The following is a 26,211-nucleotide window of genomic DNA, read 5'->3' as shown; positions in this document are numbered from 1 at the left end:
TATTGATAAGATACCAAAATGACAGCGGCAGGTCTAGTTTCTTCCCGACGCCGCGCAAGTTGCGCGGCATATCGAGGAGAAAGACAATGCCCCTGATCACCGTGTCTTACACCACGTCCCGCCAGTCCCCCTCGCTGAAGGCCGATATCGCGAGCGCGGTATCCGCGCTCACAGCAAGTATCCTGCACAAGGATCCCAAGGTGACCGCGATCATCGTGAAGTCGGTCGAGGCAGGCGACTGGTTCGCTGGCGGCAAGTCGCTCGCCGAGCAGAAGCTTGCAAGCTACTGGATCGATATCCACGTCACCGAAGGCACCAACACCAAGGACGAGAAGGCAACCTATCTCGCCGCCATGTTCAAGCGCATGGCCGAGATCCTGGGGCCGCTGCATCCCGAGACTTATCTGCATGTCGACGAGGTCAAGGGCGACGCCTACGGCTTTGGCGGCCTGTCTCAGGAGCGGCGCTACATCGCAGGCAAGCTCGAGGTTTCGCTGCAGGCGTGATGCGAGAGGCCGCGGGTGAGCCATCTCACCCGCGGCCTGCAGCCATCAGCTCGCCGCGCGGAATTGCACTTCGGCGTTGTTGATGAAGCATGTTTTATCGAACAGCTTCAGGTCCAGCGGGTTCGGCAAGCGGACATCGCTGAGATCGGGGCAGGGCTTCGCTGCGGGATCATAGGATCGATCGATCTGCGAGATGAAGACGACGATCAGCCCCGTGTCGCGCGCGAACGACCTCAGCGCGCGCACCTGCACCGTCAGGTCGGGGTTTTCTCGCCTCTGATCGAGCAGTTGCAGATAGTCGATCACGACGAAGGTGCCGCGCGGCGCCGCTTCCATCTGCTTGACGATGTAATCGGCGCTGATTGCGTCCGAGCAATCCACCTCGAACAGCTTGACGAACTGTGCAGGCTCCACGCCGATCGCACGGAGGCGGTCCAACACATCCTTCTCGGTATATTCGAGCGAGAAGAACGCGGCGCGATGGCCGGACTTCATGGCTTCGACGGCAAGTTCGAGGCTCATCAGCGTCTTGCCCAGTCCGGGACGGGCCCCGACCAGCACCAAATCGCCCGGCCGGAATTGCGGGAACAGTTTGCTCGCGGGCGTCAGTGCGGCTGCTTTCGCCGCGAGCATGCTCCAGGCGGAAAAGCCCTCCGTCGCAGCGATGCGGTCAAGCGCGTCGTGGAGCGGAATGCCGGCCTCGCGGGACAGGCGCCTGGCCTTGCGCTTCAGATGGTAGATGGGCGCAGACAGTTTCATCGTCAAAACCTCCCATTGCGAGCATGGATCGCAACCCCTCCTGATGCCTGGCGCTCGAACAGTCGGCCGATGATCAACTCGCCCGGCATGAGGTCTGCTTTCCCGGCGGAGGGGGGAGGCGTGGGCGGCACCGAAATGAAGCGTAGCTGATTCCGCGGCGGGCGGAGAGCGGCGCGGTCGGCTCAAACAAAAAAGTATTAGACTGCCGCTTCCGGCAGCAGCGCGCGGGTCGGTCCGAACAGCTCTTCGAACGCCTGCCTGAGCGCGATATCGAGATCGGCCATGGTCACGAGCTGGCCGAGATCGACCAGCGAGGTGACGCCGTAACGGGGATCGACGACACCACAGGGCACGATGCCGGCGAAATGCGACAGCTCCGGCTCGACATTGATGGCGATGCCGTGAAACGAGACCCAGCGCTTCAGGCGGACGCCGATCGCCGCGATCTTGTCTTCGTGCTCAGGTCCCTTGTCGGGCCGCCTGACCCAGACGCCGACCCGGTCCTCGCGCCGCTCGCCGCGGACGTTGAAGGCGGCGAGCGTCTTCAGGATTAGCTCTTCCAGGCTCGCGACATAGGCCCGCACGTCCGGCCGGCGGCGCTTGAGGTCGAGCATGATGTAGGCCACGCGCTGGCCGGGCCCGTGATAGGTGAGCTGCCCGCCGCGCCCGGTCGCGAAGGTCGGGAATCGGGCCTCGAGCAGGTCGCCTTCCTTGCCCGAGGTGCCGGAGGTGTAGAGGGGGGGATGCTCGAGCAGCCAGACTAGCTCCGGCGCCTCGCCCGCGGCAATCGCCGCGACCCGCGCCTCCATGGCGGCCACGGCCTCCGGATAGGGCACCGGTGCGTCCGAAATCCGCCATTCGACGACCTCGCCGCCTGCGGCGGAAAACGACGTCAAATCGAGGTGTTGGCGGTGGCTTTCAGGGAAATTAACCATTGGCTAACCATAACGTGGTGATGATCTCTGGAGCAAATGAAGAGTCCCAAGTCCCAAGTCCCAAGTCTCAAGTTACGGCGGTCCTGACAGTGCCCACTCTCGACAAAGTCACCGTGGATCTCATGGTCGTCCTCGGGACGACCACCATGCCGATCCATCAGGTATTACGTCTTTCCCGCGGCGCCATCATCGAGCTGGACGCAACTGAGGCCGACGAGGTCAAGGTGCTCGCCAATAATCTGCCGGTCGCCTCCGGCGTTGTGCTGGTCGACCGCAACAGAATCGCGGTCGAGGTCAAGCAGATGCTGCCGCGCTCGCCGGGGACGCGGTAGGCCCCGGGTCACACGGACCGGGCAAGCGGTAGCGGCCAGGGTATCCTATAAGGCCGATCTCCTGGGGGAGGGCGGCGTTTTTCCTGCCAAGCTTGTGGAATTCAGGGCTTTTGCAGGCTTGTATCCCCCTGGTGGATTTGTTAGATCGGCGCCGCTGATCCGGCCGCCCGAACGACCTCAGGCCGGCATCTCCTAGCGCTCGTGGCGGAACTGGTAGACGCGCTGCCTTGAGGTGGCAGTGGGTAACACCGTGGGGGTTCGAGTCCCTCCGAGCGCACCATAACTTGCAAATCGATGGCGGGTTGCCCACCGCGGCGGTGAATACGAGTGTGCCAGAGCTGTCGAAAGTGAACGCAAGCTCACTGTGTGGCTTGCTCGTTGCCTTCAAGATTTCACCCCCATCCTAAGTAATGATGAGTTTCAGCGGAGAGCTGGCCGCAATGACCTCACGCCCTCGGGCACGTTGCGGACAATCGGGGGCGGGGTAATCCGGGAAAATGCCTGGCATGCTCGGCAAGTTGCCGACGCTGCTGTTGAGCTCGCCAAACAAGCGGCGGATCGCGTCCACGTTCTTCGTTATCGAGTAGAGGTTGCACACGTTCAGGTTCCGGAAGGTGCCTGGCGAGGGGTTGTCAGTTGCGGGTTGGGCATGCGCCAGCTCGCGGGTCGGTCAGACATACCAATTAGAACAGAATGGCAACGAAAGAGGCGATACCGTCGCTTGTTATCGACCGGGGGCCACCAATGTTCTCCTCGGCCGTTGGGTATCGATGAAGTGGTCCTACACTAACGGGGTCCAGAAGAGCGCTTGCAATTCCATGCTGGCCTTCAACTCCAGGGAGCATAGTCGTCACAAATGCCCTGAACTGCGGATGTCTTGCGTGCGATGTCTCATGCTCGGCGGCCTCGGGCGCGCGATGCCGACGCTGATCGTCTTTGTCCCGAGCGCCGTGCTTCCGCCCTTCTTACTCTCTCGCGGAGCCGCCTCAATTGAGCCAGCAGGCTGACGAGCTCGATTCTTGTGTCACGCAGAACAGCCAGGCTGGAAATCCCACTACTCACTACAACACCCCCAAACAGGCCTTTGCCGAATTCGTGACGGAAGCTCGGATTTGTGGCGACGTGCCAACAACGTCTAAGCGATGGCCACCGAGGGCGTCGGTTCGTTTTACGACAATGCGCGAAAATATTCTAAATGGTTGCAATGCGTTGCAACAGCAACGCGCTATCGGAAGGGGAATATCGACACACACTCCGAAGCGCGCGCGTCATTTGCATCAGCACGTTGGCGCTGTACGAGCTACCTCTACTGTTCTGACGATCGGCTCCTCGACCCAGGCCTCGCGGGCAAACCAGTTGTGATTGGCCCGACAGTCCGGACAAAGAGTATTGCCGAAAAACACGATGCTTCGCAGGAAAGTCTCACGATCGGATTTGATGCCGGTCGGAATCGCGCGGCCGGATTGCGGACACTTGACCATGATCATGCCCATACGAGCCTCCCTGAAACACGTATTTGTCGGGTAAAAGGGCCGGCCGGCTGGAGTGCGCTCTCGTCGGTGCGGGTGACTTGGGGGGCATCGCACCTGGGGTCGTTGTTCGAGCAAAAGGGCAGCTTGCTCGTGACGACGCTTCTCCAACCGACCGGATTCCTGCTTGGCGAATTCTTGGGATAGCTGCGGGCTTTCGCCGCAACTCTGAATAATGTCCGACCTCAACCGAACGCTTCTGGGAGGCGCCTAATAACCGTCATGTCGAAATACCCGCGACTTCGTGTCGAACGTTCCCCCTGCGACGAAACCATCAATTTCCTCTCGACGGACAGATCAGCCAACCGCATCACTGGTGTCACTCCCCTCGGTGCAGTCCGTTAACTATTCTCTTTTTTATTATTTGTGCAAATTAAAACTCGCCTTGTCGGTCTGATTTACGACTCTCGGCTGATTTATCTTTTTTGCGCGGCGCGATGCATTACCGAAAAACGTCAGTCCCTTTTCTCGTAGGCTTCTGCAGGCCATCATTCAAGTCGGTTCGGCACGTGGTTGCGCTTTGTCACGGTATTGAATGCTCGCCCGAGGTTCAAATATGAAACAAATTTTGATTATAAGCAAAATCTGTAAATCCGTTGGTTAATTGCTGCCGATCACGTAAGGTACACTCGTCCAGGTTTCTTCGGCTGGAGGAGACAATGTGGGAATTAATTCTTAACCAGTGCAACCTCACCTCGGAGACGCTGCAGCTGGCTCAGATGCGCGCAGAATTGGTCAGCATTGGCGAGAAGGAGCGCATTCTAAGAGAACGGAGTGCCGATCGCGAAGCTTATCGGTACCTATTGGATGCTCATCGGTTGATCGCCAGGCCGAACCTCATGGGAGAGCAGGGGTTGAACATTTCTCCTCAAGACGGGGGCAAGGACGGTCAGCTCGCGGCATGACCAGCCGGATTGACATGTCCAAACGAGCCGGACCGGGTCGTGTATGTTCGTGTGAACGAAATCGCAGGCGCCGCAGGCCGGGCTAGATTGAGTCTCGCAGGTGGCGGCGGTCCGCTTGTCCGGTGCCGCGACAACATCGCATCCCGGAGGCTGTCGCCGCCTCGCCGGTACAGGCGAGGCAGAATGGTTCACATTGGTGGAAGCCGTGCTGGAAAGATCGTCGGCAGAGATAGTGTTGAGACCGGCTCCGGATGCAGTATTCGCGCTGTTGGATGGTCGACCAATGATCTTCAGCGAAGCGGGGCAGAAGATTTTTGAACTCGACCGAGTAGGGGCATTCATCTGGTGTAAGTTAGGGGAAGGCGCCTCGCTTGGAGACATTTATCGGGGGCTTGCCGCGCAAGGCATTGACGAGCACACGGCACGCCAGTTCACGCGACAGGTCGTAGATGTCTGGATCGATCGAGCGTTGCTCGAAGTCGATTGGCGAATGCCGACCGATTGCGCCTTCTCAGCTCATCTCGGTCGCCACAGAATAGACATCCGGGCTGCAAATCCGGACCTCTTGAGGCGGCTGCTGTCGCCATTCAGTGTGTCGGACCAGAGTGCCGGCGGCGACGGCGACATCGCGATCGAGGCAATGATACTGGATGAGCAAGTGTTCTTGCGCGCAGAGGATTCCAGCATTTCCAGATGCGAAGTCGATGCACTAGCCCCTACGATCAAAGCTCACGTCACCGAGCGGCTTATTCGAAACATTCGTTGGGTGTTCTCCCTTCATGCCGCTTCTCTCGTGAACGACGGCATGGGCCTGTTGTTATGCGGCCATCCGGGAGCAGGAAAGTCTACCCTCACACTGCAGCTGGTGGACGCCGGATTTCGGTACGCTGGCGATGACGTCGCGCTGGTTGGCGGTGACGGAACGATCTGCGGAGTCCCGTTTGCGCTCACCCTCAAGGAAGGATCGTGGGACTTGCTCTCGCGACTACATGGCGACCGCTACGATGCGACGCATTGCCGCTCCGACGGCGTTCGGGTGCGGTACGTACCCATTCCTGATGCGCAGAACGAAAGCTTCTCCGCAGGCTGGATCATCTTCTTGAACCGGGTCGCGAACGGTCCGACCGAGCTAACCGAAATAGATCGTGTGGATTCGATGAAGCGGCTCATCGAGCACGCATTCGCCGGCGATGGTAGACTGTCGCAGACTGGCTTTCTTGCTTTAAGGCGGATTGTCGCCGGCGCGCAATCGCTTCAACTCACCTACTGCGAGGCCGGAGAGGCTCGGCGCCTGCTTGTGGATCTGTGCAATGGCAAGGCATAGCAGCGCGGTCAGGAGCCTCTGCAACTGCTTGCGCGGCATGCCGCCCGTCGACGTAGAGTGGACCTCCGTCATCGGGCTCGCAAATCAGACCCTGACGACGCCGGCGCTCATCGACTTTGTCGACAAATTCGCGTCGGTGCTGCCGGAGGACGTCTGCGCCTATATTCGCCATATCCACCGCCGAAACGGGCTGCGCAATGACCGCCTCGTCGCTCAACTCGAAGAGGCCGTCGTTGCGCTGAACGGTCATGGCATTACGCCGGTCCTACTCAAGGGAGCTTCGACACTGGCGACCGCGCCCGAGGCGCGAAGAGGTGTTCGGATAATGTCCGATCTGGATATCATGGTCATGCCGGACGAGGCCAGAACGGCTGTCGCCGCGCTATCTGGAATTGGTTACGATATCCATAACCAGACCCCTCCCGAAAGCCATAGATGGTATGCCGATCTGAATCGCCCCCAGGATGTCGGGTCCATCGACCTGCAGCAGGCAGCTCCAGGTCCTGCGTACCTCTACCAGAACTTCGGGCATGCGCTGAACCATTGTATTCCTGCGCCGCTCGGACGGGCACGCGTATATATCCCTACGCCAACCTTCCAAGCGCTGATGTTGATCATCCATGACCAGTTTCAAGACTATGGTTATTGGCTTGGCGACCTCGACCTGCGGCACCTTGTTGAACTGCGCGACCTAAGCCATTCAGCCGAGCCTGTCGATTGGGAGAAGCTTACCTCTCGTGTCTCCGGCGACTTGATGAAGAACGCGGTTGAAACCCAGCTGATCGCCGTTGCCGAGCTGCTTGGCGTCGATATTCCACACGCGTTGCGCTCCCGACTGATTCCTCGCCTGCAGTTCATGCGTCAGTTGATGCAAGCACGCTTTCCGGCTACGCGCGTGCCTCTCCTGGCGATGAGCCTTCTGGACTTCAGAAACTACCGCAGAGAGGCAACTATCGTCTCGACAAAAACAGGGGCGAACCGACGGGGATTGTGGACTGTGCCAAGAGCTAGCACCTTACGACTTCTTTTGAATGCGACGACCGCAGCTCGTGCGGGCAAGGTCTAAGGCCAGCGAACTTCAGCGCTTTCGCGATTGAGGCGTCGGTTGGCCAAGCGGGTTTTCGATCCGCCGCCTGTTCGAGGCGGAATTCGCCGCTCGGGACGCACGGTGGAAATTCCCAGCTCAATGCGGTGTGTCCGACTTTCGCGCTTCTAGGAATGCTCTCGACCACCAGCATTCCGTTCGGACGATTCACCGTTCTCGGGGATCTTGAACTCCTCGAGCGTGTGGCCCGATTGCAGGGCGGCAACGAGCCAGCGGGGCTGCTTACCACGTCCGGACCAAGTCTCTGTTGGCTGAAGCGGATTGAAGTACTTCGGCACGACCTTCGGGTATTTGCGACGGGGCGGCTGGCCTGTTCCCGCCTCAGTCGCCCCGCTTTCAGCTCCACCGAGTTGATCCGGCTGGTTGAGCTGCGCAAGACGCTTTTCTAGCTCTCGCTTTTCGGCGGTGATCTTTTCGGCGAGAATCTTTGTCAGCTCCTCGTGAAGGAGCCAAAGTTCCTCAAAATCCATGGCTTCGAGATCTTGCCTTCGCATTAGCATCTCTCGACTGACCCGTCGTCATCCAGCCATTCTTCGTCAGTGACGAATGAATGTTTGACCAAATCAGTGCTCAAATTGACCATGCAATAAATCTATTATATATTATTTAATAATTATTGCGACGATTATTTTATTAATTGATCTCGGTGGCAAAGAATCTTGCGAAGATGCGTAGAGGAGGCATGGTTTGATAGAGTATCCTCTTGAACGTCTTCAGGATTCAGTCGGCCGGTTTGCGGCTCCGCCGACCGTGTTGTCCAATATCCGGGCCCTGAGCTTCCAAATCGAGCTCAGACGGCGCGCGCTGAAGGAGATTGGGATTATTAGCTGCCGTTTGCGTCTCGGGGGAGGCCGCAAGGCGGTAGGCAAGCCGAGGCTTAACAAAAAGCAGTCCGGCGCGTCAGCATCTAATGCTGCGGCGTGGCAGGTCCCTGACGGGATCGGCTCATATGCCATCTCTGATGGGGCTTGAGCAGTTCCCGCACGGCGATTAAGCAAATAGATGTGCTCATGTCCTGTCCGTAGTTAAATTGTGCGGATCGCTCATTTTCCCGGCTTGATTATTAACGTGGACCCAGTTATCTGGAGCGACAGTTCCAGTTCGGTTCCCCACATTCTCTTGGGATAATCGGGATTCTCTGTCTTGATTAATATATGGACAGAGGCGATATTTGATTGGGCGCAACTACACGGTGAGACCATGTCGGCTAAGAAACTTGAGTTAGAGGCGATGTCCCTTGACGATCTCTGGTCGCTTCATGAGGAAATCAGCGGGATCCTGTCTGACCGGATCAAGGCGGAAAAGAACGAGCTGGAAAAGCGCTTAGCGGCACTTGGGGGCGGGATGGCTGTTTTGGCGGATTCGAGCCCGGCAGGCGCGTCTTCGACCGGCAAGCCGAGACGCAAATATCCTCGGGTGCTGCCGAAGTATCGGAATCCGCAGACGGCCGAGACCTGGTCGGGACGTGGTAAGCGGCCGCGCTGGTTGGTTGCCGCAATGAAGTCTGGCCGGAGAATTGAAGAGTTTCGCATTGGCGCAGCAAGTCCGAAGCTTCGCCAGCGGGCGTGACTAGTCGGCGATTGGCAGGCGCTACTCGCATGATCTGTGCTCTAGTAGGCATTGCGCCCTCGCAAGACCTCTACCGGAGTTCGCAGGAGGATTGCGAGATCCAGCCCAAGACTCCAGTTGTCGATGTACCAGAGATCATATTGGACACGTGTTTCGACCATGACTGCTGTGGGAGTGGCGCCCCGGCAGCCATGGACTTGAGCCCAGCCAGTCAATCCTGGCCTGACCCGATGCCGAAGCGCGTAGTTTCGCACAAGCTTGTCAAATTCACTGTCGTGAGCCACGGCGTGAGGACGTGGGCCCACGAGCGACATGCTGCCATCGAGAACGTTTAACAGTTGCGGCAATTCATCGAAGCTCATTCGGCGCAGCCATTTGCCGACGCGGGTAACGCGTCGATCGGCGCGGTTGGCCTGAAGGATTACGGGTCCGTCCTCGAGCACACGCATGGTCCGGAATTTACGGATCAAGAAGATTCGGCCGTTAAAGCCACAGCGTTGCTGCCGAAAGAATACAGGCCCGGGGGAATCTAACTTGATCGCCACCGCGGTGAGCGCAAGCAGCGGGGCGAGCATCACCAATGCGAGGCCCGCACCGATTACGTCAATCGTCCGCTTGATCGCGCACTCCAGCGGTGTGAGGGGGCCACGCTGGAGTTCTACACAAACGGCGCTTCCAAGACTCCGCTTGGGGTGTCGAAGCAATTCGGATGTCGTGCCAACGGGCACGAATATAATCGGGAAGGGCAAAACGCGCAGATCGGCAACAAAGGCTCGCAGTTCGGGCCATCGCTCCGGTTCAGCTTCCACCACCACCTGATCGAGATTGCAGGTGCGGATGTAGTCGATGACGCGCGTCGTGAGCCGCCTTCGGCAGGCAGGACCGAAGCCTAACGGAGGCAAGCTGAACCGTCCCTTGATGAGATACCCGTGCATCGACAAGGTCTCGGACAATCCCACGTTCTTCGCCAATGGTTGATCGCTGATCAGAACAATGTTTGTAGTGGCGAACCTCCTGCCGCTCAGGGCCCTTCCGAGAAGCACCTTGACTCCCCACCGTTCGCCCAAAAGTAAGCTCAGGCCCAAGACGGCGAAGAGCAGGACTGGGTGCTGAGAGGTGTCCGGGCGAATTGCGAAGCCGTACACCGCCAAGATGAAAAGTACTGAGGACATCCAAGCCAAACAGACCGCGCGCATCTGGTTCCGGAGGACGAGGAGCTCAACCGGCTGATAAAGGCCGTAGGTCTTCAGCAGGCAAACGAGACAAGCTGCGCTAACCAGCGCCAGGCCAAGCGCGTTGGCGAAGTTGGCCGCGGCTTGCCCATACTGAGCTTGGTAAAGCAATGTAGAGACGAGGCTGGCAAACAGAATAGTCGCAACATCAGCACCGAGCACCACGTGCTCGACCGCGTCATAACGGAGGGGCCATTTGGGCTCGCGGGATACCGTCGGTTCGGGACTGAGACGATCCGTAACCTCCCGATTGGGGAAATGTCGGTTCACGAAGTTCATGTGCCGGGGCTCTGCTATTTAATATTTAATTATTTATTAATTAATCGCTCTTATCAAGCAAAAACCCCGGTTCCGCGCATTTAATGGCGTGCGCCCCTTTGTCGCCGATCTGCGATCGCGGCTTGGGCTGAAGGCGCGCTCTTGAAGTTAGCGAGAACCCCTTCGCGAACTCTGCGCGTGCACCTGGTCGAGGAACGCCGGATCGAGTTCCGAAATCAGGCCTTCGAAATAGATCTTCCCATCAGCCGAGGCTAACCGGTACGCGGTCACAAGGGCTGGCTTGAGGGCAGGCCGATGTCTAACGACGAGGCTGACGTCCCGTTTGATCAATTCACGCAGGTCGGGCTCCCGCACCATGACATCTGCGGCGAGTGCGACCGATACGCGCAACGGAAGCAGGTCCAAATCATTCGGCGCAGTATAGTATGACATTCTAAGCATCGCTGCCGTGTTGGGCTGAGGCGAACTGTGCTTCGACGTCGCCGCGAGCAAGAGCCAAATGTCACCGCGGAGTGGCGAAGAGCGCAATGCGCGGGCAAACTCGTCCGAAGTCATGGGGGGAGCTGTCCTTTGTTCGTCGGCAGCCAGAGCCGAATCCCGGTTGAATCTTGATCCCCCTCGGATCCATAGATCTTCACGCGCTGCCGCAAGGGAACTCGTCTTTGACATCGCGCTCGGCCCTGCTGCTGCAGTCGACAGAACTGACGGCAAAGACGATCTTGCGCCGAGATACCGCTCAGGAAGAGCCATCCACGCTGCTTCCACGATCAGCACAATACCAAGTACCATCAGGCTAACGCGGGGCCAAATGGCGACTAGCGTTGGGGTCAACGTTCGGCGAGGCGCAGGTGCTTGATCTGCAATTTGGTCAGACGTCGCTTTCGACCCAGACGATATGGCATCACGTGCTGCGTCGGAGAGGCTTTGACCGAACGCCAGACCAATAAGCGCAGCGACCAAAAGCGATGCTCCCAATCCCAGAATTCCATGATCGGAGAACGCGAGTATCGTCACTGCAATCAAAGCGCCGGCGCCCAGCGCTGGGAAGACGTAATCGTAAGCACGTAACAGAGCACGTCGGATCAGCACAGTAGCGCAGAGCAAGGCAGCAACCACGACGGCGCAAAGAAAAGCCCATCCCATGTCTATAACGATTGTGGCGGCGGCGGTTGGTCTCTCTGGCGAGTCGCCAACGCCGGCGTCCTGGTAAATCGGCAAAAGTACCGTCGAAGCACCCGCACCGGATCCTGCCGGCGCGACGTCCTGCAGCATCCGTTCTGTTGCGGCCTGACTGCTCGTTGACAAGACGATCGTCAGGTCGGTGTTCGTTCTGAAGGGAATGACCGTAGCCGTGGCAATGAAGACAATCGTGGCAGTCGCAAGGACGCCAGCAGTACCCCACAATCCCGGGAACCACCTGCGAACCGCGAACACCGAGAGCAAGATTTCTAAGCCGAGGATGGCCGAGACGACTGCAGTCGCGTTGCCCCGAATGAGCAGCGCCGCCATACAGACAATCAATGCGATGGTCGCGACTGACAGCGCAGGGAGCGGGCCTAGCGCAATTGTCCCTGGTCGACTGCGTCGGAGTATTTGATCGACCGCACGAATTGCCGTTGCGCAGGAGAGCAACACACCGAGCACCGCGACGGTCGAGCCATCGGGCCCAGCCACACCGGCTATTTCCCTGCCGAACCACAAGGCGGTAACGATTGTGGCTATCGACAGCAGAATATGTAGCAGTTGCGCTGCGCGATACCGGTCAAGCGCGATGACTGCTGCAGCGAGAGCTGCAGCAAGCACGGCGCAATACTGCACGAGCGAGACCATGGTCGCCGTGGTGTCGACTGTGATTTTTTCGGCGAGGGGCTCGTTTAAGGTCGCCGATGCAGTTGCCCAAATGGGATTGCCGAGTTTGCCAATCGGCATCGGCACCGCCTGCAAAGCCATCCAGAGCGCCGGAGCCGCGAGTACAACGACGAGACTAGGACGGAGTAGTTTAGCGAGCCCGAGGGAGGAGGGCGGTGGAAAGATCGCGACCATTAGCGCCGCGGTTGCGAGTACCACCGATATCAATACCCAGGCCTGCAGGCTCTCCGGCATTGCGAACGCCGCGGCAATCGCCACCAACTCGGCCAATATGACAAGCCGGACCATCATGTGAACACCCGTGGTGTTGTGCGGCCACTCCGCTGGTCCCTCAGGCCAGCTAAAGGGGCAGGCCGCTATGAGCCAGCCTCAAGAGCCAGAAAGGCCATAACGGATGTAATGGCTATCATGGTAGTAGTAGCTCCGATGCCCGTCATATCGAGCCATCGCCTTGGTATCGGTCTTGCTGAGAACTGCCCCAATCAGAGATTCGTGAATGTTCGGTGCCGTGTGCAGTGCGTGTTGCACTACATCAATCTTGGTCCGGCCCCATTCAACAACGAGAATGTAGCAGTCAATCAGGGATGACGTGGCTCGAACATCCACCAACGGTGTCAATGGCGGAAGGTCGACGATGATGTAGTCATACTCGGCCCGTAAACGGTCGAAGAGCTTGCTTATCGAGTCCGCACAAAGAATTTCGCTGGTGTGAAGCAAAGGTCCCCGGCGCACGGCGGGCAGAAATGCAAGATTGGTCGCCGGGTCCCTCCAGACAGCGTCGGCGAGCGACCGGCTACCGTTTGCAACTTCGATGATCCCACAGGCCGCCTTGGGCGCGAAGATGCCGGTCAGTGAGGGATTCCTGAGGTCGCAATCGACGATGATAACTCTTTTGCCGGTGTGCCCGATCAACTGTGCGAGCGAGGCTGCAATCGTGGTCTTCCCCTCATTCGGTAACGCAGAGGTAATGCCGATGACCTGGGAGGAAATTTTCGCCGGGTTGTGGTCGATGGCTAGCTTGATGGAACGAATGGCCTCCGTATATCGAGATAGTGGCATCCCGACCACGGTCTGATGAATTGCGGTTGGAGACGAGGCTATTCGTCGCTGAACATCATCATCGGTCTTCTGAAGGCGGATTGGTGGTTTGGGAGATTTGCGGGCCGGCAGCAACGGGACCAAAGATAGACAAGGCAACTCCAGTACGGTTTCCACCTGTGAAGAGGTCCGAAAGACGCGGTCCATGAGGTCTCTGAGGAGCGCCAAGCCGATGCCCAGCGCGAGGCCGCCGAGAATACCAAACGCCAGGATCAACCTTGCTTTCGGCTTGCTCTTGCTCGCCGGCGGCGAAGCCGGAAAAAGTACCCGCGTATCCGAGGTGGGAAACGTCTCCTGCTGTGTAGAGCCCATGTAACGCTGAAGGAAGGTCTCGTACAAGCTATGCAGGCCCTTTGCCCTGCTTTCCAAGTCCTTGATGGTCAGCTCAGCAGAATTGACCGAACGGGATTGCGAAACGGCTTTGGTCAATTGCTTTTCGATCTCTTCCTGGCGCTGTTTAGCCAGTTCGAATTCGCTTCGGCTGACCTCGGCAAGTCTCTTGACCTCGTCAAAAATGGAGACGCGGAACTCTCGTGCGCGGTTCCGGATATTGACGACTGCCAAGTGGTCACGACCGACTCTCGCGGCCAACTCGGCCTCACGCCTGGTGAGCTCCAGATATTGCTGGCGCAGCCCCGTAATAATCTGGCTGTTCAGCGCATCCGTCCCGATAGCATCCAGATTGTCTATCGAGGACGGCCTTTTCGGGTCGACGGCAAGGAGAGTTTCATAACGAGCCAACTTGGCGGTGGCTTCAGATGTCTGAGCACGTGCGGCGGCCAGTCGATTGTTGATCTCCGTGATCTGCTGCTCGTCGATGGGCTTTCCACCCAGAGAAACAATGTTGTTCTGAGCCTTGTAGACGTCGACGGCACGTTGCGCGGCGAGGGCTTGGTCGCCGAGATCACGCAGCCTCTCCTGCAGCCAACTGGTTGCCTTGCGATTGGCGTCGAATTTTGCATTGAGCTGGTCTGCAACATAAGTGTCGGCTATCGCATTCACGATCTCCGCGGCTCGAGCTGCGTTGCTCGAACTGTAGCTGATCTCAATGACCCGGCTGTACCCGACACGTCCAGCGGAAAGCCGACTGAGAAATGCGTCTACGAGAGTGTCCGACGGTTCGCCATTCGTCTCGTGTGGCGCATCCTTCTTCGATCTGATCGACGGCCATGGCCAAATTCGTTGCCAGATCGCCTGCAAAGTGAGGCCGGACGCGCTAAAGTCCGGATCGTCGGCCAGTTTCAACTTGTCGATTACCGCAACCGCATTGGCCTTTGACCTCAGGAGCTGAAGCTGGGTCTCGATTTGACTGAGATCGAAGGCCGGTTCGGCAAGGAGTGATTGCTGCTGGACAAATTGAGGCCTGGGATTGGCCAACAGGATCTGAACCTGCGCCGTATAGGTTGGGGAGACCAAACGGAGATAGAGCAAGCTGGCCGCAGTGGCGAGTACGGCGGTAACAAGGATTACGAGATACTGGCGCCGTAGAAGCCCGATGCCGAAATTGATGATGTCGGTGATCCCTCCGCCGTCTGCCTGGGCGGGTTGAGCCGGTCCGTTCACCGGCAGCCGCATTCTATCCGCATGTTGAAGATTGTTCTGAAGCATCACGTACCTGTCCGACGATTGGTCACATTGCGCCCGCCCGCCCGCAGGCGGCATTTAAAGCGATCTGCGAGATGGTATGAAATTATATACCTTATAAAAACCTGCTTGCCAAATTAAATAGACAATATATTAATCTAAGCGGAGATGAAAAATGCAGGTGTGGCGGTTTTGCTCAAAGGGGCGTTTGCTAATGCCCTGAGATTTCCGTGACTTGCAGGCTGATCAACGGCTTTCGCCGAAATCGTGCGACGGTTTCGTGGTTGATTGTGAGCGTGAAAGATTAATCTCGACGGGGATTATGGTCCGCCTCAACGAATTGAGAGCGGGCAGAAGGGTACCCAATGTTGGAGCTGCGATCCTTGGCGATCCCTGATGTCAAAGTCATTCGCACAGATCGGTTTTCCGACGCCCGCGGTTACTTCTCTGAGACCTTCCAGCGATCAGCGTTTGCAGAGAAGGGAATTCTCCATGACTTTGTTCAAGACAATCAGTCCAGCTCGGATCGGATCGGCACGGTGCGCGGCCTGCACTTCCAGCGGCCGCCCTTCGCCCAGGCGAAGTTGATCCGGGTGTTGAGCGGGGCGATTCTCGATATTGCAGTTGACCTTCGGCGTTCATCGCCCAGCTTCGGCAAGCACATCTCGATACAGCTGGATAGTGAACGCGGCGAGCAGGTATTCATTCCGAAGGGGTTCGCGCACGGCTTCTGTACGCTGCAGCCCAAAACCGTCGTCTTATACAAAGTCGACCAGGTCTATGCCCCAAGTCATGACGGCGGCGTTTACTGGGCTGATTCAACATTAGCGATCGAGTGGCCCGTGACGCCCTCAGAAGCCCACGTGTCGCCAAAGGATCAGACTCTTCCTACGCTCAGCCAGCTCGGTTGCGTTTTCGACTAGTGGAGACGAGTAGAATGCGTATCTTGGTGACCGGCGGAGCGGGCTTTATCGGTTCTGCGGTCTGTCGCCGTTTGGTGCTACAGACTGGTGCCGCAGTGATCAACATAGACAAGTTGACGTATGCAGCCAATCTGGCTTCGCTCGCGAGCATCGAGAAGCTGGAGACTTATGCGTTCCTGCAATCCGACATCTGCCATCGCGCGGCCATGGATCTTGCGTTCGCCGACTATGAGCCTGACGCGATCATACATCTGGCCGCCGAAAGCCACGTCGACCGCTCCATCAACGGACCCGACGCCTTCGTCAATACCAATGTGGTTGGCACCTACACGCTCTTGGAGACGGCCAGAGCCTACTACGAACGCCTACCGGCTTCGAGGCGGAAGCACTTCCGATTCATCCATGTGTCGACAGACGAAGTCTACGGCTCGTTGGGACCAGATGATCTATTTCGCGAGGATACGCCCTACAGGCCGAGCTCGCCCTATTCGGCGAGCAAGGCCGCCGCGGACCACCTCGCACTCGCATGGTTTCGGACCTACGGCCTGCCGGTGATCGTGTCGAACTGCTCGAACAATTACGGGCCGTATCAGTTTCCGGAAAAGCTCATCCCGCTGACGATTCTCAATGCGATCGACCGGAAGCCTCTGCCGGTCTATGGCGACGGAAGGAATATCCGCGACTGGCTTCACGTCGATGATCATGCCGCGGGCTTGATACGACTTTTGCACGAAGGAAGGCCCGGCGAGAAGTACAACTTCGGCGGAGATGCCCAGCGATCCAACCTGGAGGTCGTCACCCGGATCTGTGACGTTGTGGATCGCTTATCTCCGGGCGCAGGGTGCAGACGTTCTCTCATTACGTTCGTGCCGGATCGACCCGGGCATGATGCCCGCTATGCAATAGACGCATCGAAAGCACATCGCGAGCTCGGCTGGAAACCGATCAGAACCTTCGAACACGGCCTGTTCGAAACCGTCGGATGGTATCTCAAGAACCGTGCCTGGTGGGAGCGTGCTCGCAGCGGAGTCTATGACGGCTCGCGTCTGGGTCTCCTGGCCGCCCAAAGCTGAGGTCGAGATGACAGATCGACCAATCCTCTTTGCCGGACGGAATGGTCAGCTGGCAATGTGCCTTCGTGATCTTGCCACAAGGCGCGGTTTGCCTGCGATCGCTCTCGGGCGCCCAGAACTCGATCTAGAGAACCGGGAAGGTATCGACAAGCTCATTGCGTCGATCGGGCCGTCTGCGATCATCAACACGGCCGCCTATACGGCGGTAGATCAGGCCGAATCTGAAGTGGCGAGGGCCTTCAGCATCAATCGCGATGGCGCGGCCGCGCTGGCGGATGTCGCGTGGCAAATGAACATTCCGCTCATCCATCTCTCGACCGACTATGTATTCGACGGTGCGAAACCCGAGGCGTACGACGAAAGCGACATTCCGGCGCCGTTGAACGTCTACGGCGCATCCAAGCTTGCTGGGGAGGCTGCTGTATTGGCAGCGCACCCGCTCGCGACCGTGATCAGATGCTCCTGGCTTTACAGTCCCTATGGCAGCAACTTCGTCCGAACGATGCTGCGGCTATGCGAGACGCAGCAGGTCGTGAGGGTTGTCAGCGACCAACATGGTAACCCGACTTACGCGTTCGACCTCGCGGAAGCCGTCCTCCGGATCGCACAACAGTCAGTAACGGAAGATCGCAGGGCCACCGCCGGGATCTTTCATCTCGGTGGCCAAGGTGAGGCAAGCTGGCACGATTTTGCGCAGGCAATCTTCCACGAGTGTTCCCGTCGTGGAGCGCGGATTCGGGCGCTCGAGGCGATAACGACTGAGGAGTTTCCGACCGCTGCGCGTCGGCCTCGGAACTCGCGCCTGGACTCATCCAAGGCCGAACGCGTGTTCGGGATTCGCCTGGCGCCTTGGCGCCATTCACTCCAAGCTTGTCTGGACCAGCTGGTCGGAGGAGAAACCGATGCTGAAGGGAATCGTGCTGGCTGGCGGCAGCGGAACGCGCCTCTATCCGATCACACGAGTGGTCAGCAAGCAGTTGCTCCCGATCTATGACAAGCCCATGATCTACTATCCCCTGTCGACGCTGATGCTGGCAGGGATCCGCGAAATTCTGATCATTACCACGCCTTCGGATCGGTCTCAGTTCGAGGGATTGCTAGGCGACGGCAGCCAATGGGGGATCAAGCTTAGCTATGCCGAACAAACCCGACCCGCTGGTCTGGCAGACGCGTTCATTGTCGGGGCCGATTTCATCGGAAGCGATCGCGTGGCGATGGTGCTTGGGGATAATATTTTCTTCGGCGATGGCCTGAGCGAGTTGCTTGCCAGGGCGGCAGGTCGCGCGGAAGGCGCAACCGTCTTTGCCTATCACGTGCGAGACCCAGAACGGTACGGCGTGGTCGCGTTTGATGAAGCGGACCGCCCCGTGTCGATCGAAGAGAAACCCAAACGGCCGGCTTCGAACTGGGCAATCACAGGGCTGTATTTTTTCGACAACCGCGTCGTCCGCTACGCTCGCCGTGTCGAGCCATCGGCGCGCGGCGAGCTCGAGATTACCGATCTTCAGATGCGTTACCTTTCGGCCAATACGCTCCACGTTGAACGCATGGGGCGGGGATTTGCGTGGTTGGATACCGGCACGGTCGAATCTCTCATCGACGCAGGGACGTTCGTCCAGACCCTGGAAAAGCGGCAGGGAATGAAGATTGCGTGCCTCGAAGAGGTCGCGTTCAGACTTGGCTTCATTGATCGCGATCAACTTCTAGCGTTGGCTCAACCGTTGGAGAAGAGCGGCTACGGCAAATATCTGAGCGAAATCACGCGACTGCCGCAGTTTGCCTCGCGTTAGCACCACTCGGCCGATATCGATGCCGGCTTAAATTATATGTATTGAATTGACCGTGGTTTAAAATGCAATTAAAATATTAAGAGGCGATTAATCATTTAATCGGTATGCTCATGCTGATTCAAAAGGCGACCGCCTTCGGCCGGGGAACTCGGCACGTTTTTTGGGAGCAGGATATTCCAGCCCTTTGGCAGGAATCGCCGTTCGCCAGCGCTTTCGCGAGTTTCGACGCACTTGGCCTCTGGGCTCCGCGGGTTGTTGATCGGTCAGTAAGCGGGTCATTCGCGGCAGGGGGGGACGCCTCGTTCTTCGAACGGACGTCTCGGGCCGACTCGGCGGGCTTGCGCGGCGTTATGCCCGCTCTCTTCGCTGCACCTTCCCGCTCGCGACTGCCTGCGCTGCTGTCTTCGACGTCTTTGACGAGCGGTCATAATGGCCTGGCGCCAACGTTCTCATCTGTGGCGGGCGAAGCGGCGCAGAAATCACAATCGGCTTCCACTCCCGGCGCCACTCACTGGGTCCATCCGACTGACGGCGCCTGGAATGTCGCAGCGAACTGGAGCGCCGGGCTCCCAGGCGCCATCGACGCTGCCTTCCTCGATGCGGCAGGAACGTATGTCGTCACGAGCTCGGCCGGTGTTGATATTGGGAGTCTGATCCTCGATGCAGGTGCGACGCTTTCGTTGGATGCCGGCTCGCCGTTTATCGTCGAAGGCGATGTGCTGAACAATGGGACAGTCGAGGTAGGAGCGTTCCTCGGCAATCGCATTCCGACCGGGGAGTTCAAGGGTGACGTCAGCGGTTCTGGATCTTTCGAGATTGCAGACAAGGCGATCCTGGATATCGGAGGTTCGGTTTCCGGCCAGTTCTTGAATGGATCGTTCTCCGGCATAACGGTGTCGTTCGAAACGGGAACTGGCACGCTTGTCCTCGATCAGTCGGCCAACTTCCACGGCTTGATCGCGGGTTCGTCGCCGGGAGCGCCGCTTGCGCCAGGCAACCTCATCGACTTGAAGGATCTTCCCTTTACATCGTCGATGTCGGCGACCGTCCACTACGACAATAGCTCGAACATCAGCACGGTCGATTTCAGCAATGGTGCGGCCAATGTCTCCTTGCTGTTCTCGGGGATGAACTCGAATTGGAAGTTTGAAAGCAATGGGCAGGGAGGCACCATTGTTTCCGATCCGCCCACGAATCCCATCGTGCTGGAAAACCAGAAGCCAGGTACGCCGAAGAGTGTCTGGCAGATTCAGCCGGGCGAGAATTCAACTCTGACCGAAGGGTTTGCGACAGCGATCAGCACCAATGTCGGAGGGACGGTCCAATTCAAGATCAACAACCTGACCGGCAACCCGAACTATCGCGTCGATGTCTACCGGCTCGGCTATTACGGCGGGGATGGTGCCAGGCTGGTTACGAGCCTGCAGCATCAGGCCGCAACGGCGGTCGTCCAACCCGATCCATTGCGCGATCCGTCGACCGGCCTCGTCGATGCCGGCAATTGGAGCGTGACCGATTCCTGGAGCGTACCGAGCGATGCGGTCTCGGGCGTCTACATCGCCAGCGTCGTCAACGGCAACGAGATTTTCCAGATCCCATTCATCATAAGGAACGACGCATCGCACAGCGACATCGTCCTCCAGACAAGTGATCAGGACTGGCAAGCCTACAACGGCTGGGGAGGGGCCAACCTATATTTCGGGAATGGTCCGGGCGTCCGTGGATCAGCCTACGCGGTCAGTTACAATCGTCCCCTCATAACGCGTGACGGCGAGGGAACCTTTTCCGAGGGGGGAGACTCCCCGTTCACGGCTGAGTTTGCAGCCATTCAGTGGCTCGAGCAAAACGGGTACGACGTTTCTTACATTTCGGGAATCGATGCTGCGACGAACGGCTCGTTGTTGCTCAATCACAAAGTCTTCATGGACGCGGGGCATGACGAGTATTGGACCGAAGCTCAGCGTGCCAACGTACAGGCCGCAGCGCATGCTGGCGTGAACCTTGCCTTTCTCACGGGCAACGAGATCTATTGGAAAACAAGGTTGGCACCCAGCATCGATGGCAGCGGATCAGCCAATCGCACACTCATTAGCTACAAGGATACGCACGCAAATGCGTTGATTGATCCAACAGGACAGGCGACCGGCAATTACTCTGACCCGCGGTTCGGTCCGCCTCTCCCTTCGAACGAGTTGACCGGTACATTGTTCGCGGTCAATGCATTCCGGTATGATACGATCACGATACCGTATCCGATGACCCAATTGCGCTTCTGGCGCAATACGGCCGTCGCGCAAACGTCACCCGGGCAGACCGCCTCGCTGGTACCTGGCCTGTTAGGCGTTGAATGGGACACGGCGCCGGACAACGGATTTCGCCCAGCGGGGTTGATGAGTGTCTCATCTACCACATTGCAGGTGAATGGACAGCTTCTCCTCGATTATGGCAACTCGTTCGCAAACGGCACGGCAACCCACAATCTCGTGCTGCATCGGGATCCCGTCAGTGGCGCACTGATATTCTCGGCAGGTTCGATCAACTGGCCGTGGGCGCTTGCAAGCGACCACGACGGACCTGCGACTCCGGTAGACCCTAATGTCCAGCAGGCGATGGTCAACCTTTTCGCTGATATGGGCGTTCAGCCGGCGACGCTGCAAGCAAACCTGACGGCCGCGATTCGGTCGACCGACACAGCGGCGCCGACGTCTAGTATCGGCAATCTCTCCGCCGCCAGCGTTGTCGAGGGGCAATCGATCACGGTGACGGGAACGGCCAATGACGCGGGCGGAAAGATTGCCGGCGTCGAAATTTCTACAGATGGTGGAAGCACCTGGCACCCAACCAACAGCAATGTCGGCGCGGCGACCGTGACCTGGTCATACACGTTCGTCACAGGGGCCCAAGGGACCTATAATCTCAAAACCAGGGCGGTGGACGACAGCCTGAACCTGGAAACATCCGGTGCGGGCGCAACCTACACGGTCACACCATCTTCCAACCTGACACTCTTCAGTAGCACCGATACGCCTGCGTTGCTCTCAGACAGCGACTCCGCCTCGGTTGAGCTTGGCGTCAGATTCGTCCCGGCCGTGTCGGGGAAGATCACCGGCATTCGCTTCTACAAAGGGCCTCAGAATACTGGCACCCACAGCGGAAATCTCTGGACCGCAAACGGCACGCTGCTTGCGAGCGCCACCTTCACCAACGAAACCGCGAGCGGCTGGCAGCAGGTTAATTTCGCCACGCCTGTCAGTGTGAACGCTGGCACGACGTATGTTGCTTCCTACCACGCGAACACCGGTCACTATTCCGCAACCGACTTCTACTTCATCGGTTATGGAGGCGTTACGAAAGGTGCGCTCACCGCGCCGGGTAGCAGCCTTAACGGTGTCTATGCCTATGGCAGCGGCCCGACCTTCCCCGGCAACGTTTCCTCCACGAAAGCCCCGAATTACTGGGTAGACGTCGTTTTCGATGATTCAGGCGTGGCTTCGCCACAAGCTAATGGCGACAGTGGCTTCACGGTTACCCAGAATGGCTTGCTGAATATTGCGGCATCGACGTTGCTTGCGAACGACACCCATCCCTCCGGGCTGGCTTTCTCGCTCACCAGCGTCGGTAACTCGGTCAACGGAAGCGTAAGCTACAACTCGCAGAACCAGACGGTGACCTTTGCTCCTACCAATGGCTATGCCGGCGCGGCGAGTTTCACGTACACGATCACAGACACGAGCGGCCAAAGTGGTTCCGGCCAAGTGTCCCTCAAGGTCAACTATCCGGTCTTCGCGCAGAGCCTGTTCGGCACCAATGATGCGCCAAGCGTCCCCAATTCCGGGGATACCAGCTCCGTCGAAGTCGGAGTCAAGTTCACCGCATCGGTAAACGGGACGATAACCGGCCTGCGCTTCTACAAGGGATCGTTGAATACGGGTCCCCATATTGCGGATCTCTGGAGCTCGACCGGAACCCTGCTCGCAACTGCGACATTCACGAACGAGACAGCCAGCGGCTGGCAACAGGTCAACTTCTCCACGCCTGTGGCGATTACGGCAGGCACCACCTATGTCGCATCCTACCACACCAACGGCAATTATTCCGGTACCCAGAACTATTTCGCGACATCGCTTGCCAACGGGCAGCTAACGGCTCCGGCTGGCAGCAACGGGGTCTATGCCTACGGATCCGGAAGCACGTTCCCGACGAATACCTTCAGATCCTCCAATTACTGGGTCGACGTCGTCTTCAACGGCTCCTCCAGTCCGAACAATACGGCGCCAACCGCGGTCGCCGACAGCGGTGATGCCACCGAAAAGGGCGGCGTGAGCAACAGCGTCGGTGGCACGGCGGCGACTGGCAACGTGCTGACCAACGATACCGATCCCGACGCGGGCGATACCAAGACGGTCACCGCCGTCAGCTTCGGCTCGACCGGCGGTACACTCGGTTCAGCGCTGTCTGGAGCGCACGGCAGCCTTGTGCTCAATGCCTCGGGCGGCTTCACATATACGGTCAACGAGACGGATGCGGCCGTGCAGGCCTTGCGGCAGTCGACCGACACGCTCAGCGATATCTTCAATTACACAATGCGCGACACCGCCGGCGCCACGTCATCGACCACGCTCACCGTCACGATCCATGGCGCCAACGACGCGCCGGTGCTGGCCGCCCAGACCGGCAATCAGACCGCAACGGTCGGTACGTCATTCTCCTTGACGCTGCCTGCGGGTACCTTCACCGACGTCGATTCCGGGGATTCGCTCGCCTACACGGCGACAGCCGCCGACGGCACGGCGCTTCCCGCATGGCTGACCTTCAATGCCTCGACGCGGACCTTCAGCGGTACCCCAACGTCCAGCAATGTTGGCACCCTCAGCATCAAGACCTCGGTCACCGATCTCGGCGGCCTGTCAGCCAGCGAGACGTTCAATCTCACGGTGACGACAACGCCCTCAACCGTGAGCCTGTTCTCGAGCTCGGACACGCCGGCCATCCTGTCGGATTCCGATGCGTCGCAAGTCAATCTCGGCGTGAGATTCACGTCCTCCGTGGCCGGCACGATCACTGGCGTCAAGTACTACAAGAGTGCAAACGATCCCGGAACCCATACGGGCTCGTTGTGGAGCGGTACCGGCACGCTGCTGGCGAGCGCGACGTTCATCAACGAGGGCAGCAGTGGCTGGCAGACCGTCACATTCAACAATCCCGTGTCCATCTCGGCTGGCACGACCTACGTGGCGAGCTTTCACAGCAATGGCCATTATGCGTCCACCACCAACTACTTTACCACCGCGCGCACCAGCGGTCCGCTCACGGCTCCTGCGAGCATCAACGGCGTCTACACCTACGGCGCCGGCAATCTGTTCCCGACCAGCACGTACAACGCCAGCAATTACTGGGTCGACGTCGTCTTCAACGGCTCCTCCAGTCCCAACAATACGGCGCCAACCGCGGTCGCCGACAGCGGTGATGCCACCGAAAAGGGCGGCGTGAGCAACAGCGTCGGTGGCACGGCGGCGACTGGCAACGTGCTGGCCAACGATACCGATCCCGACGCGGGCGATACCAAGACGGTCACCGCCGTCAGCTTCGGCTCGACCGGCGGCACACTCGGTTCAGCGCTGTCTGGAGCCCACGGCAGCCTTGTGCTCAATGCCTCGGGCGGCTTCACATATACGGTCAACGAGACCAATGCGGCCGTGCAGGCCTTGCGGCAATCGAGCGACACGCTCAGCGATATCTTCAATTATACGATGCGCGATGCCGCCGGCGCTACGTCATCGACCACGCTCACCGTCACAATCCATGGCGCCAACGACGCGCCGGTGCTGGCCGCCCAGACCGGCAATCAGACCGCAACGGTCGGTACGCCATTCTCCTTGACGCTGCCTGCGGGTACCTTCACCGACGTCGATTCCGGGGATTCGCTCGCCTACACGGCGACAGCCGCCGACGGCACGGCACTTCCCGCATGGCTGACCTTCAATGCCTCGACGCGGACCTTCAGCGGTACACCAACGTCCAGCAATGTTGGCACCCTCAGCATCAAGGCCTCGGTCACCGATCTCGGCGGCCTGTCAGCCAGCGAGACGTTCAATCTCACGGTGACGACAACGCCCTCAACCGTGAGCCTGTTCTCGAGCTCGGACACGCCGGCCATCCTGTCGGATTCCGATGCGTCGCAAGTCAATCTTGGCGTGAGATTCACGTCCTCCGTGGCCGGCACGATCACTGGCGTCAAGTACTACAAGAGTGCAAACGATCCCGGAACTCATACGGGCTCGTTGTGGAGCAGTACCGGCACGCTGCTGGCGAGCGCGACGTTCACCAACGAGGGCAGCAGTGGCTGGCAGACCGTCACATTCAACAATCCCGTGTCCATCTCGGCTGGCACGACCTACGTGGCGAGCTTTCACAGCAATGGCCATTATGCGTCCACCACCAACTACTTTACCACCGCGCGCACCAGCGGTCCGCTCACGGCTCCTGCGAGCATCAACGGCGTCTACACCTACGGCGCCGGCAATCTGTTCCCGACCAGCACGTACAACGCCAGCAATTACTGGGTCGACGTCGTCTTCAACGGAACCAGCGGCAGCAACCAGCAGCCGGTGGCTACGACTGACAGCGGCTTCCACGCCACTCAAGGCGTCCCTTTTACTATCGACGGGGCGGCACTGCTTGCCAACGATACCGATCCGAACGCAGACGCTCTGACGATCACTGGCGTGAGCGGTGCCGCCAATGGGACCGCCAGCTTCAACGCCCAGAACAATTCGGTAACGTTTACGTCAGCGAGCGGCTTTACCGGGCCGACTTCTTTCGACTACTCCATCTCAGACGGCCGGGGCGGCACCGCAAGCGCCTCCGTCAACGTGACGGTGCATGCCCCATCGTCCAACGTCGTTAGCCTGTTCAGCTCCAATCCCACGCCGAGTGTTGTATCGGCCAATGATGGCCAGGCGATCGAGGTTGGTATGAAATTCCAGGCCTCCACCCCAGGTGATATCATGGGGCTACGTTTCTACAAGGGACCGTCCAACACGGGGACGCACGTTGCCGATCTGTGGAGCAGTACCGGCACGCTTCTGGCGACGGCCACGTTCACCAACGAAACGGCGAGCGGCTGGCAGCAGGTCAACTTCAGCACTCCGGTGACGATCGCGGCGGGGACCACGTATATTGCGTCTTACCACAGTGCGGGAGGCTATTCTGCGGATCCAAACCTCTTCGCCAGCTCCTTCACGAGCGGACCGCTAACGGCTCCGTCGTCGTCGTCGAGCGGCGGCAACGGCGTCTACGCGTATGGGACCGATAGTTTGTTCCCGACGAGCAGTTTCAACGCGACGAGTTACGCCGTGGACGTCCTATTCAGACCCCAGCTAGCAGCATAGGAGACGTA

The 26,211-nt window shown here is 58.8% G+C and carries 18 protein-coding genes and 1 tRNA gene; 12 read left to right on the top strand and 7 right to left on the bottom strand.

Features of this window, described 5'->3' with window-relative positions:
• Nucleotides 1-86: 86 nt before the first annotated feature.
• Nucleotides 87-506 (top strand): tautomerase family protein, encoded by a 420-nt coding sequence (locus tag ACVWYQ_RS07945; RefSeq protein WP_157280447.1) that lies wholly within the window; start codon nt 87-89, stop codon nt 504-506.
• Nucleotides 507-551: 45 nt separating this feature from the next.
• Here ACVWYQ_RS07945 and ACVWYQ_RS07940 read toward each other — a convergent pair whose 3' ends face one another.
• Nucleotides 552-1,265, bottom strand: a complete 714-nt coding sequence (locus tag ACVWYQ_RS07940) for a DNA helicase (protein ID WP_404540478.1) — start codon at nt 1,263-1,265, stop codon at nt 552-554.
• A gap of 197 nt (nt 1,266-1,462) precedes the next feature.
• Nucleotides 1,463-2,200, bottom strand: coding sequence for a lipoyl(octanoyl) transferase LipB (gene lipB, locus ACVWYQ_RS07935; protein ID WP_456725566.1), 738 nt, complete (start codon nt 2,198-2,200; stop codon nt 1,463-1,465).
• 89 nt (nt 2,201-2,289) lie between these two features.
• Between lipB and ACVWYQ_RS07930 the strand changes: the two genes are divergently transcribed.
• Nucleotides 2,290-2,532 (top strand): FliM/FliN family flagellar motor switch protein, encoded by a 243-nt coding sequence (locus ACVWYQ_RS07930; RefSeq protein ID WP_018647371.1) that lies wholly within the window; start codon nt 2,290-2,292, stop codon nt 2,530-2,532.
• 195 nt (nt 2,533-2,727) lie between these two features.
• A tRNA-Leu gene (locus ACVWYQ_RS07925) sits at nt 2,728-2,812 on the top strand.
• Nucleotides 2,813-3,809: 997 nt separating this feature from the next.
• Here the strand turns inward: ACVWYQ_RS07925 and ACVWYQ_RS07920 are convergent.
• The gene (locus ACVWYQ_RS07920) at nt 3,810-4,025 is read right to left on the bottom strand and encodes a hypothetical protein (RefSeq protein WP_074448160.1); all 216 of its coding nucleotides are present in this window, start codon (nt 4,023-4,025) and stop codon (nt 3,810-3,812) included.
• A 695-nt stretch (nt 4,026-4,720) separates the two neighbouring features.
• On the opposite strand from ACVWYQ_RS07920, the gene ACVWYQ_RS07915 reads away from it, so the two are divergent.
• The 3 genes from ACVWYQ_RS07915 to ACVWYQ_RS07905 all read left to right on the top strand — a co-directional run bounded on the left by ACVWYQ_RS07915 (nt 4,721) and on the right by ACVWYQ_RS07905 (nt 7,356).
• Nucleotides 4,721-4,966, top strand: a complete 246-nt coding sequence (locus tag ACVWYQ_RS07915; protein WP_271544344.1) for a hypothetical protein — start codon at nt 4,721-4,723, stop codon at nt 4,964-4,966.
• Nucleotides 4,967-5,249: 283 nt separating this feature from the next.
• The gene (locus ACVWYQ_RS07910) at nt 5,250-6,290 is read left to right on the top strand and encodes a serine/threonine protein kinase (RefSeq protein ID WP_271544342.1); all 1,041 of its coding nucleotides are present in this window, start codon (nt 5,250-5,252) and stop codon (nt 6,288-6,290) included.
• Nucleotides 6,291-6,327: 37 nt separating this feature from the next.
• The gene (locus tag ACVWYQ_RS07905) at nt 6,328-7,356 is read left to right on the top strand and encodes a nucleotidyltransferase family protein (protein ID WP_157280442.1); all 1,029 of its coding nucleotides are present in this window, start codon (nt 6,328-6,330) and stop codon (nt 7,354-7,356) included.
• A gap of 146 nt (nt 7,357-7,502) precedes the next feature.
• Here ACVWYQ_RS07905 and ACVWYQ_RS07900 read toward each other — a convergent pair whose 3' ends face one another.
• Nucleotides 7,503-7,889 (bottom strand): H-NS histone family protein, encoded by a 387-nt coding sequence (locus tag ACVWYQ_RS07900; protein WP_081493007.1) that lies wholly within the window; start codon nt 7,887-7,889, stop codon nt 7,503-7,505.
• A 706-nt stretch (nt 7,890-8,595) separates the two neighbouring features.
• On the opposite strand from ACVWYQ_RS07900, the gene ACVWYQ_RS07895 reads away from it, so the two are divergent.
• Nucleotides 8,596-8,964, top strand: a complete 369-nt coding sequence (locus ACVWYQ_RS07895; RefSeq protein WP_404540485.1) for an H-NS histone family protein — start codon at nt 8,596-8,598, stop codon at nt 8,962-8,964.
• Nucleotides 8,965-9,005: 41 nt separating this feature from the next.
• Here the strand turns inward: ACVWYQ_RS07895 and ACVWYQ_RS07890 are convergent, their stop codons facing one another.
• The 3 genes from ACVWYQ_RS07890 to ACVWYQ_RS07880 form a co-directional block, all read right to left on the bottom strand.
• Complete coding sequence (locus ACVWYQ_RS07890) at nt 9,006-10,475, bottom strand: exopolysaccharide biosynthesis polyprenyl glycosylphosphotransferase (protein ID WP_271544336.1); 1,470 nt, start codon at nt 10,473-10,475, stop codon at nt 9,006-9,008.
• A 147-nt stretch (nt 10,476-10,622) separates the two neighbouring features.
• Nucleotides 10,623-12,635, bottom strand: coding sequence for a hypothetical protein (locus ACVWYQ_RS07885; RefSeq protein ID WP_404540487.1), 2,013 nt, complete (start codon nt 12,633-12,635; stop codon nt 10,623-10,625).
• A 78-nt stretch (nt 12,636-12,713) separates the two neighbouring features.
• On the bottom strand, nt 12,714-15,050 hold the full coding sequence (locus ACVWYQ_RS07880; RefSeq protein WP_271545081.1) for an AAA family ATPase: 2,337 nt from the start codon (nt 15,048-15,050) through the stop codon (nt 12,714-12,716).
• Nucleotides 15,051-15,391: 341 nt separating this feature from the next.
• Between ACVWYQ_RS07880 and rfbC the strand changes: the two genes are divergently transcribed.
• The 5 genes from rfbC (at nt 15,392) to ACVWYQ_RS07855 (ending at nt 26,203) form a co-directional block, all read left to right on the top strand.
• Nucleotides 15,392-15,949, top strand: a complete 558-nt coding sequence (rfbC, locus tag ACVWYQ_RS07875) for a dTDP-4-dehydrorhamnose 3,5-epimerase (protein WP_404540490.1) — start codon at nt 15,392-15,394, stop codon at nt 15,947-15,949.
• A gap of 14 nt (nt 15,950-15,963) precedes the next feature.
• A complete protein-coding gene (gene rfbB, locus ACVWYQ_RS07870; RefSeq protein WP_404540493.1) occupies nt 15,964-17,022 on the top strand; it encodes a dTDP-glucose 4,6-dehydratase in 1,059 nt (352 codons plus the stop codon).
• A 7-nt stretch (nt 17,023-17,029) separates the two neighbouring features.
• On the top strand, nt 17,030-18,016 hold the full coding sequence (rfbD, locus tag ACVWYQ_RS07865; RefSeq protein ID WP_271544328.1) for a dTDP-4-dehydrorhamnose reductase: 987 nt from the start codon (nt 17,030-17,032) through the stop codon (nt 18,014-18,016).
• Complete coding sequence (gene rfbA / locus ACVWYQ_RS07860) at nt 17,925-18,812, top strand: glucose-1-phosphate thymidylyltransferase RfbA (RefSeq protein WP_157280437.1); 888 nt, start codon at nt 17,925-17,927, stop codon at nt 18,810-18,812. Before rfbD ends, rfbA begins: the two co-directional genes overlap by 92 nt.
• An 866-nt stretch (nt 18,813-19,678) precedes the next feature.
• Nucleotides 19,679-26,203, top strand: coding sequence for a DUF4082 domain-containing protein (locus ACVWYQ_RS07855; RefSeq protein WP_456727130.1), 6,525 nt, complete (start codon nt 19,679-19,681; stop codon nt 26,201-26,203).
• Nucleotides 26,204-26,211 lie beyond the last annotated feature (8 nt).

The sequence above is a fragment of the Bradyrhizobium sp. USDA 3397 genome (genome assembly GCF_054060965.1).
Note: the sequence above shows the minus strand (reverse complement) of the source record. Positions and strands in the feature narration are given on the sequence as shown.

Bases quoted from the DNA above. Each gene is read 5' to 3' on its own strand.
- ACVWYQ_RS07945 (WP_157280447.1), top strand. From the start codon at position 87: ATGCCCCTGATCACCGTGTCTTACACCACGTCCCGCCAGTCCCCCTCG.
- ACVWYQ_RS07940 (WP_404540478.1), bottom strand. From the start codon at position 1,265: ATGAAACTGTCTGCGCCCATCTACCATCTGAAGCGCAAGGCCAGGCGC.
- lipB (WP_456725566.1), bottom strand. From the start codon at position 2,200: ATGGTTAATTTCCCTGAAAGCCACCGCCAACACCTCGATTTGACGTCG.
- ACVWYQ_RS07920 (WP_074448160.1), bottom strand. From the start codon at position 4,025: ATGGGCATGATCATGGTCAAGTGTCCGCAATCCGGCCGCGCGATTCCG.
- ACVWYQ_RS07915 (WP_271544344.1), top strand. From the start codon at position 4,721: ATGTGGGAATTAATTCTTAACCAGTGCAACCTCACCTCGGAGACGCTG.
- ACVWYQ_RS07910 (WP_271544342.1), top strand. From the start codon at position 5,250: ATGATCTTCAGCGAAGCGGGGCAGAAGATTTTTGAACTCGACCGAGTA.
- ACVWYQ_RS07905 (WP_157280442.1), top strand. From the start codon at position 6,328: ATGCCGCCCGTCGACGTAGAGTGGACCTCCGTCATCGGGCTCGCAAAT.
- ACVWYQ_RS07900 (WP_081493007.1), bottom strand. From the start codon at position 7,889: ATGCGAAGGCAAGATCTCGAAGCCATGGATTTTGAGGAACTTTGGCTC.
- ACVWYQ_RS07895 (WP_404540485.1), top strand. From the start codon at position 8,596: ATGTCGGCTAAGAAACTTGAGTTAGAGGCGATGTCCCTTGACGATCTC.
- ACVWYQ_RS07890 (WP_271544336.1), bottom strand. From the start codon at position 10,475: ATGAACTTCGTGAACCGACATTTCCCCAATCGGGAGGTTACGGATCGT.
- ACVWYQ_RS07885 (WP_404540487.1), bottom strand. From the start codon at position 12,635: ATGATGGTCCGGCTTGTCATATTGGCCGAGTTGGTGGCGATTGCCGCG.
- ACVWYQ_RS07880 (WP_271545081.1), bottom strand. From the start codon at position 15,050: ATGCTTCAGAACAATCTTCAACATGCGGATAGAATGCGGCTGCCGGTG.
- rfbC (WP_404540490.1), top strand. From the start codon at position 15,392: ATGTTGGAGCTGCGATCCTTGGCGATCCCTGATGTCAAAGTCATTCGC.
- rfbB (WP_404540493.1), top strand. From the start codon at position 15,964: ATGCGTATCTTGGTGACCGGCGGAGCGGGCTTTATCGGTTCTGCGGTC.
- rfbD (WP_271544328.1), top strand. From the start codon at position 17,030: ATGACAGATCGACCAATCCTCTTTGCCGGACGGAATGGTCAGCTGGCA.
- rfbA (WP_157280437.1), top strand. From the start codon at position 17,925: ATGCTGAAGGGAATCGTGCTGGCTGGCGGCAGCGGAACGCGCCTCTAT.